Genomic DNA, 16231 nt, shown 5'->3' on the forward strand with positions numbered 1-16231 from the left:
CGAGTTCGTCCTCCGCCCCTCAAAGACCCAACGCGGTTTAACGGAACGCGCTCACGCTACCTCACGAGCGTGACCGACTGGGCCGCGCCGGTGAGAAATGCCCAAGGGTAGTTTGCAGGCATGAAAATCGGTGCCCATGTCCGCGACGACGATCCCCTCTCCGCGGTCGCCGAGCGCGAGGCCGAGGTCCTTCAGTTCTTCCTTTCCGACCCGCAGGGCTGGAAGGCTCCCAAACCCCACCCGCACGGCGAAGCGATCAAGGAATCGCCGGTCGAGGTGTTCATCCACTCGCCGTATCTGATCAATGTGGCGTCGATGAACAACCGCATCCGCATCCCGTCGCGGAAGAACGTCACGCAACACGCGAACGGCGCCGCCGAAATCGGCGCGAAAGGGCTCGTCGTGCACGGCGGCCACGTCGGTGCGGGCGAAGACGTCGAAGAAGGTCTCGTCAACTGGCGCAAGCTTTTCGAGCGGGAGCAGGAAAAGGGCGGTTTCGCCGTGCCGATCCTGATCGAGAACACCGCGGGCGGCGACAACGCGATGACCCGCGACCTCGACACGATCGCCCGGCTCTGGGACAAGGTCGGCGAATTCGGCGCGGGTTTCTGTTTCGACACCTGCCACGCGTACGCGGCGGGCTGGGATCTGACCGAGGCGGTCAAGAAGGTCAAGGCCATCACCGGCCGGATCGACCTGGTGCACCTCAACAACTCGCGCGACGAGTTCGGTTCCACGCGGGACCGGCACGCCAACGTGGTCGGCGGCGACGGCACGATCGATCCCGAGGTGCTGGCCGCGGTCGCGGCCGAGGCGGGTGCGCCCGTGGTCGTCGAGACCCCGGCCGACGGGCAGGCCGCGGACATCGCCTACGTCCGGGAACGCGTCGCCTCCGCCTGACGTCGCGTTGGGGGGGGGGGGGGGGGGGGGGGGGGGGGGGGGGGGGGGGGGGGGGCGCGCCCCCCCCCCCCCCCCCCCCCCCCCCCCCAACCGGACCGGTGCTACCCGCGCGGGAGATCGTTCCCTCTCCAGCGGGAGGGCCGGGCACGCCGGGCACGGAAGGCTCGATTCCAGCCGGGACACACCCGGTTTCTGGAGGGAAGTCATGAAGCTCAAGGCCAAGATCGCCGCCGTCGCAGTGCTCGCCGTCGCCGCGGGAACGCTGGGGGCGACACAGGCGACGGCGGCGCAGGCCCCGCCGTCCGGCTCGGTCGTCCTCGGGTCGGCAGGCGGTCCGCTGACGTTTCCGGGCTACGAAGGCGATCCGGTCCGGTTCGACTTCGCCGCCTTCGGCGATCCCGGGAAGTCCTCCGGCCGGTTCCACGTGAATCATCTGACCAAGGACGGAAAGCCCTTCGCCGATTTCGACGGCAAGGTCGACTGCGTCTCGCGCGACGGCGACCTCGCGATCCTGACCGGCGTGATCGAACGTGCCGACATCCCCGGGCTCCCGGTGAACCTGGTCGGGCGCCGGGTCGGCTTCTCGGTGCGGGACGTGCCGGGCGGTCACGACCGGATCGGCTGGAGCTGGGCCGTCGGGGGCCTCGAGCAGGACGTTCTGCGTTGCACGGCCCCGATCCCGTTCTTCGAAACGAGCACGGGCGGCTACCTCGTGCGCTGAATCGGCTTGACCCTCACGCCACGGGAGGGTCGAACCTTGTCCGCATGAAGAATCGGACCGTGTACCGGGCGGAGGACGGCGAGCACGTCGGCTACGTCGTCCCCGCGCCGGAAACCCGTTGGCAGGCACTGACCGTTTTCGGCTACCCGCTCGGCGGGCCCGCCGCCTTCGACGACTCCGTCGCGTTGCTGGAAGCCGAGGGGCTGGCCATCCTCGCCGAGCGCTGGTCGGTCAGGCACGGCGAAGACTGGTTCACCTGCCGGCTGGTCGAAACCTCGCCGGAAGCCGTCGTCGTGCGGATCGAAGACTTCGGGGCCGAGGACTTCGGCAAGCACATCAGGCTGGAGCGTCCTGGGCCTGAGGTGCTGAAGCGCGGTTGACCGTGCGCGCGTCGGGGGCGCCGTCGAGGAAACCGCCGATCGGATCGTCGTCACCGGCGAGGCGGACGAGGTCTTTGCGCGGCTGGTGGATGTCGCGGATCACCAGCGCGCAAAGGCCGAGTACCGCGAGGTCGCGGACCACGACGGCGCCGAGGAACCATTCTTGGGGCAGGCCCTTGTTGTCGACGCCGAGGTAGTACATCATCCGCGGCGCCCAGACCAGCGCGTCGAGGATCATCCAGCCGAGCAGCAGCCGCCAGCGCGGGATCGCGAGCACCGCCAGCGGAACCAGCCACAGCGAGTACTGCGGGCTCCACACCTTGTTGGTCAGCAGGAACGCGGCGACCACGAGGAAGGCCAGCTGGCCGAGCCGCGGACGGCGCGGCGCCTTCAGCGCGACGTACCCGATGCCGGCGCAGGCGGCGAGGAACAGCACCGCGACGACGGCGTTGAGCACGACCGGCGTCTCGCCCGTGGCGAGCTTCCCGTCGAACCCGGCCCAGCCGGACAGGTGGGAGATCACGTTGTAGAGCGAGTCCGGGTCCATCGGGCGCGCCGTGTTGAGCCGGAAGAACTCCCACCAGCCGGTCGGCGCGGCGAGCGCGAACGGGACGTTGACCACCACGAACGTCGCCACCGCGAGTCCGGCGGCGAGCGCCCACTGCTTGACCTTGCCCGCGCGCAGGCACAGGAAGAACAACGGGATCAGCAGGAGCAGCGGATACAGCTTCGCCGCCGCGCCCAGGCCGAGCAGGAATCCCGCGACTTCGGGCCGTCGCCGCGCCCACGCGAGCAGCGCGGTCGCGGTGAACGCGGTCGCGATGGCGTCGAAGTTGGTGAAGACGTGTACCAGCACCAGCGGCGAGATCGCGACCAGCGCGGCGTCCCACGGACGGCGTTTCAGCGACCGGCCGGTCGCCCACACCGTGACGAGCCAGGCCAGCGCCAGCCAGAGCGCCGAAATGTTGAAGTACACGGCCACCGGGAGGGCGCTGGGCAGCCAGCCCGCTTCCGCGACCGAGAGCCAGGCTTCGGTGAGCTTCGCGTTGATCCACTGGAACAGCCCGGTCGCCACCGGGTACTCCATGTACCGCGTGGTCTCCTTCGCCGTTCCCGCGTCTTCGGTCCACGAAGTCACGTACGGGAAGGTGTCGGAATGGTTCAGCCGCTCGGAACTGTAGAGCGGGATGATGTCCGAGTAACACATCGCGACGAACGGGCGGCCCGCCCGCCAGTCGAGCTGGTGGGCGCCGGAGTCGTCGGTGTACTGCTGGATGCACGACGCCTTGCCGAACCACGAGAGCAGCAACGCGAGGCAGGCCAGCAGCAGCCCGACCCGCTGCGGCGACCAGAACCAGTGCCGCCCCACGGCCGCGTGCTCGCCGAGCGGGCCGCCGATCGGCCGGGTGGCCGCGGCCACGAGCGGTTCGTTCCAGCTCGGGATGACCCGCTCGCCGGGGGTGAGGGAGAGCGGAGCCTCGGGCTGGGTCGTCTGGTCGGACACGTGGCGGATGTTAGCGCCTATCCGGGTGACCACCCGGTGATGTCGCCGCTCTCGTAGAACCTGGCCAGCACCCCTGCGGCCGCGCCGAACGCCACGACGTCGTCGCCCATCTCGTCGAGATCGACCTGGATCCGTTGCCAGTGCGGCAAAGGCAGGAGTTCCCGCAGTCGCGCGGCGACGGTGTCGCGGTACACCTCGGGTTCCGCGCGCACCGCGCGTCCGGTCAGCACGACCCGTTCGAGGTCGAGGACCTGGACGAGGTCGGCGAGCCCGATCGCGAGCAGGCCCGCCGCCTCTTCCGTGGTCGCCGCAGCGTTGTGCAGCACCTCCACGCAGCCGCGGCGGCCGCACGCGCAGCGTGGTCCGTCGAAGGCGAGCGTCGTATGCCCGAACTCGCCGGCGTTGGTCCGCGGCCCCCGGTACAGCCTGCCGTCGATCAGCAGGCCGACGCCGATCCCGGTGCCGACGAGCACGACGGCGGTCGCGGCCTGGTCGCCCTCCGGCCAGTGCTGGGCGAAGGCGGCGGCGTTGGTGTTCTTGTCGAGCCGCACGGGCAGCCCGGTGCGGTCCGCCAGCAGGTCGCGCAGGGGGACGTGGTGCCAGCCCGGCATGTTCGTGGCGTCTCGGACCACTCCTTCGAGGTGGTCGAGCGGGCCGACGCTGCCGACGCCGAGGCCGAGGACACGTTCCCGTTCGACACCGTCGAGCAGCGCTTCGGTCGCTTCGCCGAGGGCGGAAACTGCCTGGTCTGGGGTGAATCCGGCGGTCAGCGGCCCTCCTCGCGACGCGATGATCTTCCCGGTCAGGCCGGTCAGGACGACCCGGAAGGAGTCCCGGTCGAGCTGGGCGCCGAGCGCGTACCGGGCGTCCGCGCGGACGCGCAGCAGAGTGCGTGGTTTGCCGACTCCGGCCGCGGGCTGGCGTTCTTCGTCCACCAGGCCGGCTTCGAGCAGTTCGGGGACGATCTTCGAGACGGCCTGCTGGGTGAGCCGGGTGCGTTCGGCGAGTTCGACGCGGCTGAGGCCGCCCGCGCGCAGGACATGCGTGAGCAGCAGTGTCCGATTGTGCTGGCGCAGGCCGCGCAGATTGACCCCGGTCTCCGGCATAGCGCGCATCCTGCCATGACTGGCTGATTACGCAACACTGTTGTTTAATGGGGTCATGGCTGACTTGCGAGTGGGGATCTTCGGATACGGCACCGGCGGACGCGTCTTCCACGCGCCGCTGATCGACGCGACACCGGGGCTGACCCCGGCCGCCATCGTCACCTCGAATCCGGACCGGGTCGGGCAGGCCCGCGCCGACCATCCCACCGCCGACGTCTTGCCCGACGCGGACGCGTTGTTCGCGAAGGCAGGCGAGCTGGATTTGGTCGTCGTCAGCACGCCCAACCGCACGCACGTTCCGCTCGCGCTCCGGGCGATCGAGGCCGGCCTGCCTGTCGTCGTTGACAAGCCCTTCGCGCCGACGGCGGCCGAAGCGGCGAAGGTCGTCGAAGCCGCGAAGGCCAAGGGTGTCGGACTGACGGTGTTCCAGAACCGCCGGTTCGACTCGGACTTCCTCACCGTCCGGAAGGTCCTCGAGGCGGGCCGCCTCGGCGACGTCTTCCGCTTCGAGTCGCGCTACGACCGCTGGGTGCCGAAGCCGCGGGACAACTGGCGCGAGTTCGGCGATCCCGCCGAGGCGGGCGGGCTTCTCTACGACCTCGGCGCGCATATCGTCGACCAGGCACTGCAGCTGTTCGGCCCGGTCGCCGAGGTCTACGCGGAGGTCGACAGGCGCCGCGCCGGGGTGTCCGTCGACGACGACGCCTTCGTCGCCCTTCGGCACACCAACGGCGTGCGTTCGCATCTGTGGGCGTCCGCGCTCGCGGGCACGCGGAACCCGCGATTCCGCGTGCTCGGCGACAAGGCGACCTTCACGAAGTACGGCCTCGACGTCCAGGAGCCGCAGATCAAGGCCGGGCTGCGGCCCGGCGACCCCGGCTGGGCCGTCGAACCGGCGTCGGACGCCGGCATGCTCGGCGTGAACGACGACGTCGAGACCGTGCCCACCGAGGTCGGCCGCTACGAGGACTTCTACGCGCAGGTGCGCGACGCGCTGCTCGGCAAGGGCGGCTTCCCGGTCGATCCCGCCTCCGCCGTCGAGACGCTCCGGGTCATCGAAGCCGCTCACCTCGCGGGTGCCGAACGGCGCGTCGTCACCCTCTAGCTATTCGTTGTTGTCGCCTCTGCCGCCCCGGCCGGGAGGACCCCCGTTGCCGCCTTCTTCGTTGTTCTCACTCGACGAAGGCGGGTTCTTCGAGCTTGACGGCGGGTCCTCTTCGTTCCGCGAAGACGAGGGCCCGGTCGACGGGCCGGTCGACGGCGTGCCGGTCTCGGTCGAGTCGTCGTCCCCGTCCGGCGGGGTCTGCGTCGACGGGACGGTGTTGTTGTCGTCCCCGCCGATGATCTTGACCTTGTCGAAGCGCTCCCCCGGTTTCCCGTTCAGGTACAGGGAAAGGAACTTCTGCCAGATCGGCCCGGCGATCGTCGAACCGAAGATCGCCTTGCCGTTCTTGCCCTTCAGCGGCTTGTCGCCGTCGCCGCCGACCCACACCGCGGCCGAGATCGACGGCGTGTAGCCGACCATCCAGGTCTGCGAGTTGGAGTCCTTCGCCGACGCGGGCTCGCCCGGACGGTAGGTGTGCTGCTGGGTTCCCGTCTTGCCCGCGCACTCGTGGTTGTTGGGGCACTTGAGCTTCGAGAACGGGATGACACCCTTGAGCGATTCGGTGACGTTGCCGGCGATCTGCTTGCTCTTGTCGGTGTCGTCGGCGAACGCCGGTTTCGCTTCTTCCGGAGCGGAGTACGCGGCTTCGTCCTGCGAGTTGGTCACCTTGACGACGAAGTGCTTGTCACGCCGCTGGCCCTCCGCCGCGAAAGTGGCGTACGCGGCGGCCATGTCCTCCGGGCTGACGGCCGTCTTGCCACCGCCGAGCGCGATGTTGTTGTCGGCGTACAGTTCCGAGCTGCCGTCGGGCGCGGGTTTGACACCGGCGTCCTTGGCGGCCTGTGCCACCGGCCCCGGTTTGGTCACGTTCACGACCATGTCGTAGAACACCGTGTTCGCCGAACGCTGCATCGCCTCGGACACCGTGCACTGCGCCGAACAGGAGCTGCCGGGACCGGCGTTCCGGATCGTCTGCTTGCCGAACTGCCGGTTGTTGGACCCGTCGAACGTCGAGTTGATACCGCCCTTGCCGAGTTGCAGGTACGCCGTGAGGTCGAACGGCTTCATCGACGATCCGGGGTTCTGCGGCGTGTTCGCCCAGTCGCGGCCCTTCTGGTCCTGGCCGTTGGGCCCCTTCACGATGGAAGGGCCGCCGTAGTACGCCTTCACCCCGCCGGTCTTGGGGTCGACGGCGACGAGCGCGTTGAGCAGGTTCTCGTCGGTCTGGCCCTTCATCCCGTCGGCGATCGCCTGTTCGGCCGCGGCCTGCGCCTTCGGGTCGATGGTCGTGTAGACCTTGTAACCGCCCCGGTAGTAGACGTCGTCGGTGATGCCGTTCGCGGCCAGCTCTTCCTTGACCTTGTCGCGGATGAACGGGTTGACCACCCCGGCCTGCTGCTTGTCGGCCTGCGGGATCGGCGTCGGGAACTGCAGGTTCGCGCGGTCCGCGGGAGAGAGGAACTTGTTCTCCACCATCCGGTTCAGCGCCACCGTCCAGCGGTCCTGCGCGACCTTCGGGTTCTCCGAACGGCCCGGCTGCTGGATGAGGCCCGCGAGGAGCGCCGCCTCGGACGCGTTGAGCTCACCGGCGGGCTTGCCGAAGAACGCCTGCGCGGCCGATTCGATCCCGTACGCGCCGCGGCCGAAGTAGATGATGTTCAGATACGCCGAGATGATGTCCTTCTTCTCGTACGTCTGGTTCATCTTGAAGGATTTGGCGAGCTCGGTCCATTTACGGGCGAGCGACGATTCGTCGTCACCGCTGGCCACCTTGATGTACTGCTGGGAGATGGTCGAACCACCGCCCTTGCCCGCGGTCACCTGGTTGTAGACCGCGCGCAGGATGCCGCCGATGTCGAAGCCGGAGTTCGTCTCGAAGGAGGCGTCCTCGGTGGCGATCACGGCCTTCTTGACGATGTCCGGGATCTGCTCCGGCGTCAGGATCTGCCGGTTGCCGCCCTTGGGGACGTCCTTGCCCATCTCGGTGTTGTCGGCGTAGTAGTACGTCACCGCCTGGCCCTGCGTGGCCGCGACGGACTGCGGCGACGGCACGTCGACCGCGAAGTAGGTGATCACGAACGCGATCGCCGGGATGACGACGAAGAGGCAGAAGAGCGCGAGCAGCACCCGCCGGATGCGTCTCCACCTGCGCTTCTTGCGCTGAGCCGGGGTGAGGATCGGCTTCCCGTTCTCGTCGGTCTCCGGGCCGTACCGCTCGTCCTCGTACGACTCTTCGTAACCGCGATCGACGGTGCCGTTGTGCTCGTGATGCGTGATGAGGTCCGGCTCGTGCTGCGGCGCGACCGGTGGCCGCTGCGGACGCCGCGGGGGCGGCTGCTGAGGCGTGCCCTGCCGCTGCCACGGTGCCTGCGATCCGGGACCTTGCCGCTGCCCGTGCCCCGGGGGCGGTCCGGCGGGACGACGGGGCGGTCCGGCCGGGCGTTGCGGACGACGGGCGGGGTCAGGGTCCTGACCTGGCCATCCGCCGTGGGGATCGTCGTTCACTGGGACGTCCTCCGAACCTTTCGTGGGTGAGCGCGGTCCTGCGGTCGCAGGTCTCCTTCTAGTTAAGACGTATCGGATCGGTTCAGGTTCACCGTTGCCACGAAAAAAAGGTGTGCCGGGCACCCGCCCGGCACACCTTTCGTCACGTGCTCAGCCCGCTCAGCCCGGGTCTTCGGCGTTCGGGAACAACGGATCCGAAGTCCCCGGGCCCGGCCTTGTCGGCTTGGTGGGCTTGGTCGGCTTCGTCGGCCAGCCACCGGTTTCCGTCGGCTCGGTCGGCTGGGTGGGAGTCGTCGGCGTCGGGGTGGTGGACGGCGTCTCGGGTGTCGTGGTGACCGGTGGCGGCTTCGACGCCGTCGTCGTCGGCACGGAGCGCGCGTCCTTGCCGATCGGCTTGACGTTGTCGAACTTCTCCGACGGCTTGCCGGTCATGTACCGGGACATGAAGTCTTCCCAGATCGGACCGGCGATCGTCCGGCCGTAGATCGGCTTGCCGCTCTTGTCGTGCAGCGGCTTGTTGCCGTCGCCGCCGACCCACACCGCGGTCGAGATGGCCGGCGTGTAGCCCACCATCCACGTCTGCGCGTTGCGGTCGCGATAGCTCGCCGGGTCGCTGTCCTTCGGGTCGTACTGCTGGGTCCCGGTCTTGCCCGCGCAGTCGTGGCCCTTCGGGCACTTGAGCTTCGAGTACGGGATGACCTCTTCGAGCGCGTCGGTGACGTTGCCCGCGATCTGCTTGCTCTTGTCGGCGTCGTCACTGAAGGCGGGAGCGCCCTTGGGAGCCGTTTCGTCGAACTCGACCTCGTCCTGGGAGTTGGTCAGCTTGGCGACGAAGTGCTGCTTCTGCCGGACGCCTTCACCGGCGAAGGTGGCGAACCCGGCCGCCATGTCCTCCGCGGTGGTGACCGTGCCACCACCGCCGAGCGCGATGTTGATGTCGGGGCTCAGCTTCGCCTTGCCGCCGTCGGCCTCCACCATCACGCCGGCTTCCTTCGCGGCCTTCGCCACCGGGTCGACCTTGGTCTCGTTGCGGACCATGTCGTAGAACACGGTGTTCGCGGAGACCTTCATCGCCTCGGCGACCGTGCACTGCGTGCCGCAGTTGGAGCTCTCGCCCGCGTTGCGGATCGTGCGGCCGTCGAACTTCCGGTTGTTGGAGCCGTCGAAGGTCTCGCCGAGACCGCGGCCCATCTTGAGGAACGCGGTCAGGTCGAAGGCCTTGAACGCCGAACCGGGGTTGTGCGGCACGTTCGCCCAGTCGATGGCCTGGACGTCCTGCCCCTGCTCGTTCTTCTTCCAGTCCGGACCGCCCCAGTACGCGACCACACCGCCGGTCTTGGGGTCGACCGCGACCAGCGCGTTCAGGATGTTCTCGTCCGTCTGGCCCTTCATCCCCTCGGCGACGGACTCCTCGGCCATCTTCTGGGCCTTGGGGTCGATCGTCGTGGTGATCTTGAAGCCGCCCTGGTGCAGCCGGTCCTGGTCGTAGCCGCGGGCTTCGAGCTCGTCGATCACCCGGTTGCGGATGTGCAGGCTCAGCGTCCCGGCGTCGTCGGCCTTCGCCTGCGCCTTCGGGATCGGCTTCGGGAACTGCGCGGCGGCGCGCTCACCCGGGTCGAGCCACTTGTTCGCCACCATCTGGTCCATCACGAAGTTCCAGCGTCGCTGCGCGTAGGCGTCGTTCTCGGACTTGCTCGGGCCCTGGATCAGCCCGGCGAGCAAAGCCGCCTCCGCCGCGCCGAGCTCCTTGGCAGGCTTCTTGAAGTAGGCCTGCGCGGCCGCTTCGATGCCGTTCGCGCCGCGGCCGAAGTAGATGGTGTTGAGGTAGGCGGTGATGATCTCCTCTTTGGACATCTGGTTGTTCATCTTGAAGGATTTGGCCAGCTCGGTCCATTTACGGGTGAGCGTCGGCGCCTCGTTGGCCGTGGCCTTCTTGATGTACTGCTGGGAGATCGTCGAACCGCCGCCCTGGCCGCCGGTGACGTTGTTGTAGACCGCGCGCAGGATGCCGCCGACGTCGAATCCGGAGTTCGTCTCGAACGACGAGTCCTCGGCCGCGTACACGGCCTTCTTGACCACTTCCGGGACGTCGCCCGGCTGCAGCAGGTATCGGCTGCCGCCGCTCGCGGGCGCGATCTTGCCCATCGGGCTGCCGTCGGCGTACATCAGCGTGATCGGCTGGCTCTGCAGGCTCGCGACGCTTTCCTGCGTCGGGACGTCCACCAGGAAGTAGGTGATGACGAACGCGATCGCGGGCACCACGACGAACAGGCCGAACATCGCGTAGAGGACCCGGCGGACGATCCGCCAGCGGCGCTTCTTGCGCTGCTTCGGCGTGAGGACCTTCTTTTTGCCGTCTTCTTCGTCTTCGGCGGGCTGGTCGTCGTACGGGTCCTCGCCCTCGGCGCCGAACGCGGCGCTTTCGTGACGATCGTCATAGCGATCGTCGTACGGGTCGTAGCCGTACGGGTCTTCGGTGCCGTTGTGCGCGTGATGCGTGATGAGCTCGGGCTCGCGCTCGTACGGCTCCGGCTCGACCGGCCGGACCATCGCGGTCGCCTGGTCGGCCGGGGCAGGCGGACGGCGGTTGCCGGGCGGGGGCGGCGGCGGGCGATGCCCGGTGGCACCTTGACGGGCCCGCGGGTCACCCGCGGGACGGCCACCGGGCGGCGGGGGCCCCTGCCTGCGCGGGGGCATGCCGTTGGCGCGCCGCGGCGCCGCGGGACGGCGCGGCTCGGGCGCATCGTTGTCGGAGGGCCACTCCGGGCCGCCTGCGTCGCCGCCCGGCCACTGAGGACCGGGCGGGCCCGCCGCGCGTGGCGGGCTCTGGCGGGGAGTGCCGTTCGGAGGCGTCCGGCGCTGGGGGCGGCGCGGCGGTTCTTCACTCGGCCAGCCGGGTTCGTCTTCGCCCGGCCATGGGGCACGGCGAGGTGCATCAGGCTCCTGGCCAGGCCAGGAGCGATTGCGGTCGTCGTTCACGAATGGGCCTCCCAGACCGGCGCTTCGGGGGACGCCGCTCTGTGGTCAACTGCGTTTTCGATACCTGTCACTGACCCGCTGTCCTCTGCGACCGGGTCCGTGGCCGGGTGGTTCCCGGTTCTCCTGTTCCGAGGACGTAGGACCGCACCAGGTGGTTCCAGTGACAGCTCCCGCAGACCTCGACCTCGTAGACGGTGAACTCCGCGAAGAGCCCGTCCATTCGCACCAGTTCTTCCGGCGTCTTGGCCGATCCGGCGGCGTGCTTGAGCTCGTCGCCGTACACCCAGGACACCAGGGTCAGTTTCTCCCGATGGCAGACCGGGCAGTCCTGCTCGCCTGGTCGTCCGTGGAATTTCGCGGCCCTCAGGAGATACGGACCCGCGTCGCAGACGTCGTATGTGCCGACCCGTCCGGAGTGGACGCCCTTGAGCAGCGCGCGCCGCTGTAAGGCGTAGTCCACGACCTGCCGCTGGTTTCGCACGCCAACAGAGTACGGGCTCTCGCTGTGTGGTCCACGCCCCGTTCTCGGGGGGACGGTCCGCACACGGTCGGACACGCCGACGATTCGATAACTCTCCGATGAATTTCGCCCGGATCCACCAGGGCTCGATCGGGTTAGCTACGCCACTCCGATGTATCGGCGCGATATAGTGGGCCGGTAGGTTGACCGAGCCGGTCACGGTGGCCAACGCGACCGGTCGCGGTTTGTTCCCGGAAGGGGGTGCGGTGTGCTCGAGCTCGCGATCTTGGGGCTGCTGCACGAGACCCCCATGCACGGTTACGTGCTGCGCAAACGTTTGCATGAGACGCTCGGGATGTTCCGGACGTTCTCGTACGGCTCGCTGTACCCGACCCTGCGTCGGCTGCTTCGCGCCGGTTACCTCGTCGAGGAGCTCGAAGAGGTGGAAGACCGGGCATGGGCACGCCGGGGCAAGCGCGTGTACAAGCTGACCGCGGAGGGCAAGGAACGGTTCGCCGAACTGCTCGGCGACGCCGGGCCGCAGACGTGGGACGACGAAGGCTTCGGCGTCCACCTGGCGTTCTTTTCGAGGACACCGGCCGACGTCAGGATGCGAATCCTGGAAGGCCGTCGTCGTCGGGTCGAGGAACGCCGAGAAGGACTTCGGACGGCAATGGCGCGGGCCGAGGAGAAGATCGACCGCTACACCCGTGAGCTGCACCGGCTCGGGCTGGAGTCCAGTGAGCGGGAGGTGCGCTGGCTCAACGAGCTGATCGCGCACGAACAGGCCGAGCAGCGCGGACCGGAGACCTGAGGCGCTCCGCGGTCCCTGCTGCGCATTACCTACAACTGTTGGACTAATGAAGGAGAAACCGGCATGGGCGAGAACCGCCGCGTTCGGGTGGCCATCGTGGGCGTCGGCAACTGCGCGGCCTCACTGGTCCAGGGCGTTCAGTACTACCGCGACGCGGATGCCGGCACCCGCGTGCCCGGTTTGATGCACGTCGTGTTCGGCGAGTACCACGTCCGCGACATCGAGTTCGTCGCCGCGTTCGACGTGGACGCCAAGAAGGTCAGCCGTGACCTGTCCGAGGCGATCTTCGCCTCGGAGAACAACACGATCAAGATCGCCGACGTGCCGCCGCTGGGTGTCACCGTGCAGCGCGGTCACACCTACGACGGTCTCGGCCGCTTCTACCGCGAGACCATCGAGGAGTCCGACGAGACCCCGGTCGACGTCGTCGCCGCGCTGCGCGAGGCCGAGGTCGACGTGCTCGTCTCGTACCTGCCGGTGGGCTCCGAAGAGGCCGACAAGTTCTACGCGCAGGCGTGCATCGACGCCGGTGTGGCGTTCGTCAACGCGCTGCCGGTGTTCATCGCCTCCGACCCCGAGTGGGCGGAGAAGTTCCGCGCGGCCGGCGTCCCGATCGTCGGTGACGACATCAAGTCCCAGGTCGGCGCCACCATCACGCACCGTGTGCTGGCGAAGCTGTTCGAAGACCGCGGCGTCCAGCTCGACCGGACGATGCAGCTCAACGTGGGCGGGAACATGGACTTCCTGAACATGAAGGAGCTGGAGCGGCTCGAGTCGAAGAAGATCTCGAAGACCCAGTCGGTCACTTCGCAGGTCGACCGCGAGCTCGGCAAGGGCAACGTCCACATCGGGCCGTCCGACTACGTGCAGTGGCTCGACGACCGCAAGTGGGCGTACGTCCGGCTCGAAGGCCGCGCCTTCGGCGACGTGCCGCTGAACCTGGAGTACAAGCTCGAGGTGTGGGACTCACCGAACTCGGCGGGCATCATCATCGACGCCGTGCGTGCCGCGAAGATCGCGAAGGACCGCGGCATCGGCGGCCCGATCCTGTCGGCTTCCTCGTACTTCATGAAGTCGCCGCCGGAGCAGTACGACGACGCCACCGCGCGCGACGAGGTGGAGAAGTTCATCTCTGGTTCTGTCGAGCGCTGACGTAAACGTGCCGAAGGGGCGCCGTTCCGCTTCCACCTCACGGTGAGCGCGAAGGCGCCCCTTCATCACGTTTCCGTGGGCCTTCGGCCCAAAAGAGGGCGCTCGACGGTGAAGTCTCCGTCGGGCGCGGGGCGCCCTTGGGGAGACCCTTCTGGTCGCGGTCTCTAGCGCTCGGCAAGTGCTGCGGGTAGGTCGGTGATCTTCCCGACCACCGTCGTCTGCTCCAGCACCGCAGGATCCGGCGGGAAATGCGGATTCGGCACCGCGTACACCGTCATCCCCGCCGCCAGCGCCGCGCGCAGCCCGTTCGTCGTGTCCTCCACGGCCGCGCAGTTCTTCGGCTCCGCGCCCAGCAGCTCGGCCGCCTTCAGGTACACGTCGGGCGCCGGCTTGCCCGCCCCGACCTGCTCCGACGACACCGCCGTCGGCACCGGCAGCCGCGTGATGTCGAGGAACGCCTTGATCAGCAGCGGCGGCGACGAGCTCGCGATCGCCACCGGCCAGTGCTTCGCGACCTCCCGCACGACGCCCGGCGCGCCCGGGATGATCGGCGGCTTCTCCGCGTACCGCCGCGCCATCCGGTCGATCACCACCTGCGCGACGTCCGAGGGCCGGAGCTGGACGCCGAGGTCGTGCGCCAGGTAGGCGGCCCATTCCGGGGTGCTCATCCCCTGCATGGCCCTGGTCGATTCCTCCCGCCAGGTGCCGTGGAACTCGTGGACGACCGCCCGGCGGACCTCGTCCCACATCTTTTCCGAATCCACCAGGACACCGTCGAGATCGAAGATCACCGCTTCCACGCCACCAAGCCTAGGCGGTGGAAACCTGTGCGGCAGATTACTTAGCCATGCTCAGTAATTTTAGTTAGCATGGCTAAGTGACCACGAAAGTCGCCGACCTCGCCCACCGGCTCCGCCCGCTGGTGTTCCGGCTGTACTACCTCGTCCGCCGGGAGACCCCGCAGGTGCAGCTCACCCTCACGCAGGGTTCGGTGCTGTCGGAGCTGCTCAACGGCGGTCCGCGCCGGATGAGCACGCTCGCCGAGCTGGAACGGGTCCGGATGCCGACGATGACCGACGTCGTCCGCCGTCTCGAACGGCTGGGGCTGGTCAGCCGCCGCCGCGACCCCGCCGACGGCCGGGCCGTGCTCGTCGAGGTCACCGAAGTCGGGCAGCGCTTCCATCGCCAGTTGATCGTCGCGAGGGAGGAGTTCCTTCGCGAACGGCTCCTCGAACTCGACGAGACCGACCGCGTCGCGATCGAAGCCGCGCTCCCCGCCCTCACCAGGTTGCTGCACGAAGACAAGAAGGAGGAACTGATCCGCGATGAGCGCTGAGCACCACTCGAGCCTGTTGGACGCCGTCAAGGGACAGCCCAAACAGGTATGGATCACCGCGTTCGCCGCGGTCATCGCGTTCATGGGCATCGGGCTGGTCGACCCGATCCTGCTGTCGATCGCCGAAGGCCTGAAGGCGACGCCGTCCGAAGTGACCCTGCTGTTCTCCAGCTATCTCGGCGTCCAGGCGGTCGCCATGCTGGTGACCGGCGCGATGAGTGCCCGGTTCGGGGCCAAGCGGACCGTGGTCGTCGGGCTGACGCTGGTCGTCGTCGCCACCGCGCTGTGCGCCGCGTCCGGGTCGATCGAGCAGCTCATCGGGTTGCGCGCGATCTGGGGTCTCGGCAACGCCTTCTTCATCGCCACCGCGCTTTCGGTGATCGTCGGCGCCGCGACCGGCGGCCAGGCGGGCGCGATCCTGCTGTACGAAGCCGCGCTCGGCGTCGGCCTCGCGGTCGGCCCGCTGCTGGGCGCCCTGCTCGGCAGCATCTCCTGGCGCGGCCCGTTCCTCGGCACTTCGCTGCTGATGCTGTGCGGTCTCGTGCTCTGCTCGATCTTCCTGACCGCCGACGCGAAGGAGAAGCGGCCGAAGATCCGGCTGCTCGACCCGTTCCGCGCGCTGAAGCACGGCGGGCTGCTGCGCACTTCGATCGGTTCCGCGCTGTACACGGCCGCGTTCTTCGTGGTGCTGGCCTGGTCGCCGTTCGTGCTGGAGTGGAGCGCCGTCGCCGTCGGGCTGATCTTCTGCGGCTGGGGCCTTTCGGTCGCCGTCGCGGGTGTGGTGCTGGCGCCGAAACTCGCCGCGAAGCTCGGCGAGCGGCACGCGACCGTGGTCGCCGTCTTCGGTTACGCCGTGCTGCTGCTGATCATGGCGGTCCCGAGCAAGCCGGTGCTGGTCGTCGGCATCATCCTGTCCGGGCTGGTGTCCGGTCTGCTCAACACGCTCTTCACCGGGACGGCCATGTCGATCAGTGACGCCCCGCGTCCGGTCGCGAGCGCCGGGTACAACTTCTGCCGCTGGCTCGGCGGTGCGGTCGCCGCGACCGTCGTCGGTCACCTGGCCGAGTGGTTCGGCGCCAAGCAGGCGCCGTTCGTGATCGCCGCGATCCTGTGCGTGCTCGCCGGCGCCCTGCTGACGATCCGCGAGAAGACCGCGGACCCGCACACGATCCCGGCCGAAGCGGTCCTCGTGGGCGAAGAGATGTAAATCGGAACAAAAGGTGAACACCGGACCAACGAGGGGTTTCCTCCCGTTGGTCCGGTGCCTTA

At 68.6% G+C, this 16231-nt stretch carries 14 protein-coding genes; 8 read left to right on the forward strand and 6 right to left on the reverse strand.

Translation table 11 applies throughout. The features are described from left to right. The first annotated feature begins 120 nt into the window (after positions 1-120). From ACIRGA_RS04820 to ACIRGA_RS04830, 3 genes are all read left to right on the forward strand, one after another. Positions 121-900 carry a deoxyribonuclease IV gene (locus tag ACIRGA_RS04820; RefSeq protein WP_400936564.1) on the forward strand — a complete coding sequence of 260 codons (780 nt, stop codon included), beginning with the start codon at positions 121-123 and terminating at the stop codon, positions 898-900. Positions 901-1105: 205 nt separating this feature from the next. Beyond that, complete coding sequence (locus ACIRGA_RS04825) at positions 1106-1621, forward strand: hypothetical protein (RefSeq protein ID WP_400936566.1); 516 nt, start codon at positions 1106-1108, stop codon at positions 1619-1621. Positions 1622-1665: 44 nt separating this feature from the next. Next, positions 1666-2001, forward strand: a complete 336-nt coding sequence (locus ACIRGA_RS04830) for a hypothetical protein (RefSeq protein ID WP_400936567.1) — start codon at positions 1666-1668, stop codon at positions 1999-2001. Here the strand turns inward: ACIRGA_RS04830 and ACIRGA_RS04835 are convergent. Together ACIRGA_RS04835 and ACIRGA_RS04840 are read right to left on the reverse strand one after the other, a co-directional pair. Next, positions 1958-3505, reverse strand: coding sequence for a glycosyltransferase family 87 protein (locus ACIRGA_RS04835; RefSeq protein ID WP_400936569.1), 1548 nt, complete (start codon positions 3503-3505; stop codon positions 1958-1960). The genes ACIRGA_RS04830 and ACIRGA_RS04835 overlap by 44 nt on opposite strands. A 17-nt stretch (positions 3506-3522) precedes the next feature. Further along, positions 3523-4611 (reverse strand): ROK family transcriptional regulator, encoded by a 1089-nt coding sequence (locus ACIRGA_RS04840; RefSeq protein WP_400936570.1) that lies wholly within the window; start codon positions 4609-4611, stop codon positions 3523-3525. 55 nt (positions 4612-4666) lie between these two features. Here ACIRGA_RS04840 and ACIRGA_RS04845 point away from each other — a divergent pair, with 55 nt between their 5' ends. Then, positions 4667-5716 (forward strand): Gfo/Idh/MocA family oxidoreductase, encoded by a 1050-nt coding sequence (locus tag ACIRGA_RS04845; RefSeq protein ID WP_400936572.1) that lies wholly within the window; start codon positions 4667-4669, stop codon positions 5714-5716. On the opposite strand, the gene ACIRGA_RS04850 is transcribed toward ACIRGA_RS04845, so the two are convergent. The 3 genes from ACIRGA_RS04850 to ACIRGA_RS04860 all read right to left on the reverse strand — a co-directional run bounded on the left by ACIRGA_RS04850 (position 5717) and on the right by ACIRGA_RS04860 (position 11681). Next, complete coding sequence (locus ACIRGA_RS04850) at positions 5717-8221, reverse strand: transglycosylase domain-containing protein (RefSeq protein WP_400936574.1); 2505 nt, start codon at positions 8219-8221, stop codon at positions 5717-5719. Positions 8222-8380: 159 nt separating this feature from the next. Next, a complete protein-coding gene (locus ACIRGA_RS04855) occupies positions 8381-10771 on the reverse strand; it encodes a transglycosylase domain-containing protein (RefSeq protein ID WP_400936576.1) in 2391 nt (796 codons plus the stop codon). Positions 10772-11267: 496 nt separating this feature from the next. Beyond that, positions 11268-11681, reverse strand: coding sequence for a DUF5318 domain-containing protein (locus ACIRGA_RS04860; RefSeq protein ID WP_400936578.1), 414 nt, complete (start codon positions 11679-11681; stop codon positions 11268-11270). 247 nt (positions 11682-11928) lie between these two features. Here ACIRGA_RS04860 and ACIRGA_RS04865 point away from each other — a divergent pair, with 247 nt between their 5' ends. Both ACIRGA_RS04865 and ACIRGA_RS04870 read left to right on the forward strand, forming a co-directional pair. Then, positions 11929-12474, forward strand: coding sequence for a PadR family transcriptional regulator (locus ACIRGA_RS04865; protein WP_005168208.1), 546 nt, complete (start codon positions 11929-11931; stop codon positions 12472-12474). 63 nt (positions 12475-12537) lie between these two features. Beyond that, positions 12538-13626: an inositol-3-phosphate synthase gene (locus ACIRGA_RS04870; protein WP_219146960.1), complete on the forward strand. Its 1089-nt coding sequence runs from the start codon at positions 12538-12540 to the stop codon at positions 13624-13626. Between the two features lie 164 nt (positions 13627-13790). Here ACIRGA_RS04870 and ACIRGA_RS04875 read toward each other — a convergent pair whose 3' ends face one another. Further along, positions 13791-14426 (reverse strand): HAD family hydrolase, encoded by a 636-nt coding sequence (locus ACIRGA_RS04875; protein WP_400936580.1) that lies wholly within the window; start codon positions 14424-14426, stop codon positions 13791-13793. 77 nt (positions 14427-14503) lie between these two features. Between ACIRGA_RS04875 and ACIRGA_RS04880 the strand changes: the two genes are divergently transcribed. Together ACIRGA_RS04880 and ACIRGA_RS04885 are read left to right on the forward strand one after the other, a co-directional pair. Further along, positions 14504-14962: a MarR family winged helix-turn-helix transcriptional regulator gene (locus tag ACIRGA_RS04880; protein ID WP_400936582.1), complete on the forward strand. Its 459-nt coding sequence runs from the start codon at positions 14504-14506 to the stop codon at positions 14960-14962. Continuing rightward, positions 14952-16169, forward strand: coding sequence for an MFS transporter (locus ACIRGA_RS04885; RefSeq protein ID WP_400936583.1), 1218 nt, complete (start codon positions 14952-14954; stop codon positions 16167-16169). Before ACIRGA_RS04880 ends, ACIRGA_RS04885 begins: the two co-directional genes overlap by 11 nt. The last annotated feature ends 62 nt before the right edge of the window (positions 16170-16231 follow it).

The organism is Amycolatopsis sp. NPDC102389, assembly GCF_044765885.1.
Taxonomy (GTDB): Bacteria; Actinomycetota; Actinomycetes; order Mycobacteriales; family Pseudonocardiaceae; genus Amycolatopsis.

Bases quoted from the DNA above. Each gene is read 5' to 3' on its own strand.
- ACIRGA_RS04820 (WP_400936564.1), top strand. From the start codon at position 121: ATGAAAATCGGTGCCCATGTCCGCGACGACGATCCCCTCTCCGCGGTC.
- ACIRGA_RS04825 (WP_400936566.1), top strand. From the start codon at position 1,106: ATGAAGCTCAAGGCCAAGATCGCCGCCGTCGCAGTGCTCGCCGTCGCC.
- ACIRGA_RS04830 (WP_400936567.1), top strand. From the start codon at position 1,666: ATGAAGAATCGGACCGTGTACCGGGCGGAGGACGGCGAGCACGTCGGC.
- ACIRGA_RS04840 (WP_400936570.1), bottom strand. From the start codon at position 4,611: ATGCCGGAGACCGGGGTCAATCTGCGCGGCCTGCGCCAGCACAATCGG.
- ACIRGA_RS04845 (WP_400936572.1), top strand. From the start codon at position 4,667: ATGGCTGACTTGCGAGTGGGGATCTTCGGATACGGCACCGGCGGACGC.
- ACIRGA_RS04855 (WP_400936576.1), bottom strand. From the start codon at position 10,771: ATGGTCCGGCCGGTCGAGCCGGAGCCGTACGAGCGCGAGCCCGAGCTC.
- ACIRGA_RS04870 (WP_219146960.1), top strand. From the start codon at position 12,538: ATGGGCGAGAACCGCCGCGTTCGGGTGGCCATCGTGGGCGTCGGCAAC.
- ACIRGA_RS04885 (WP_400936583.1), top strand. From the start codon at position 14,952: ATGAGCGCTGAGCACCACTCGAGCCTGTTGGACGCCGTCAAGGGACAG.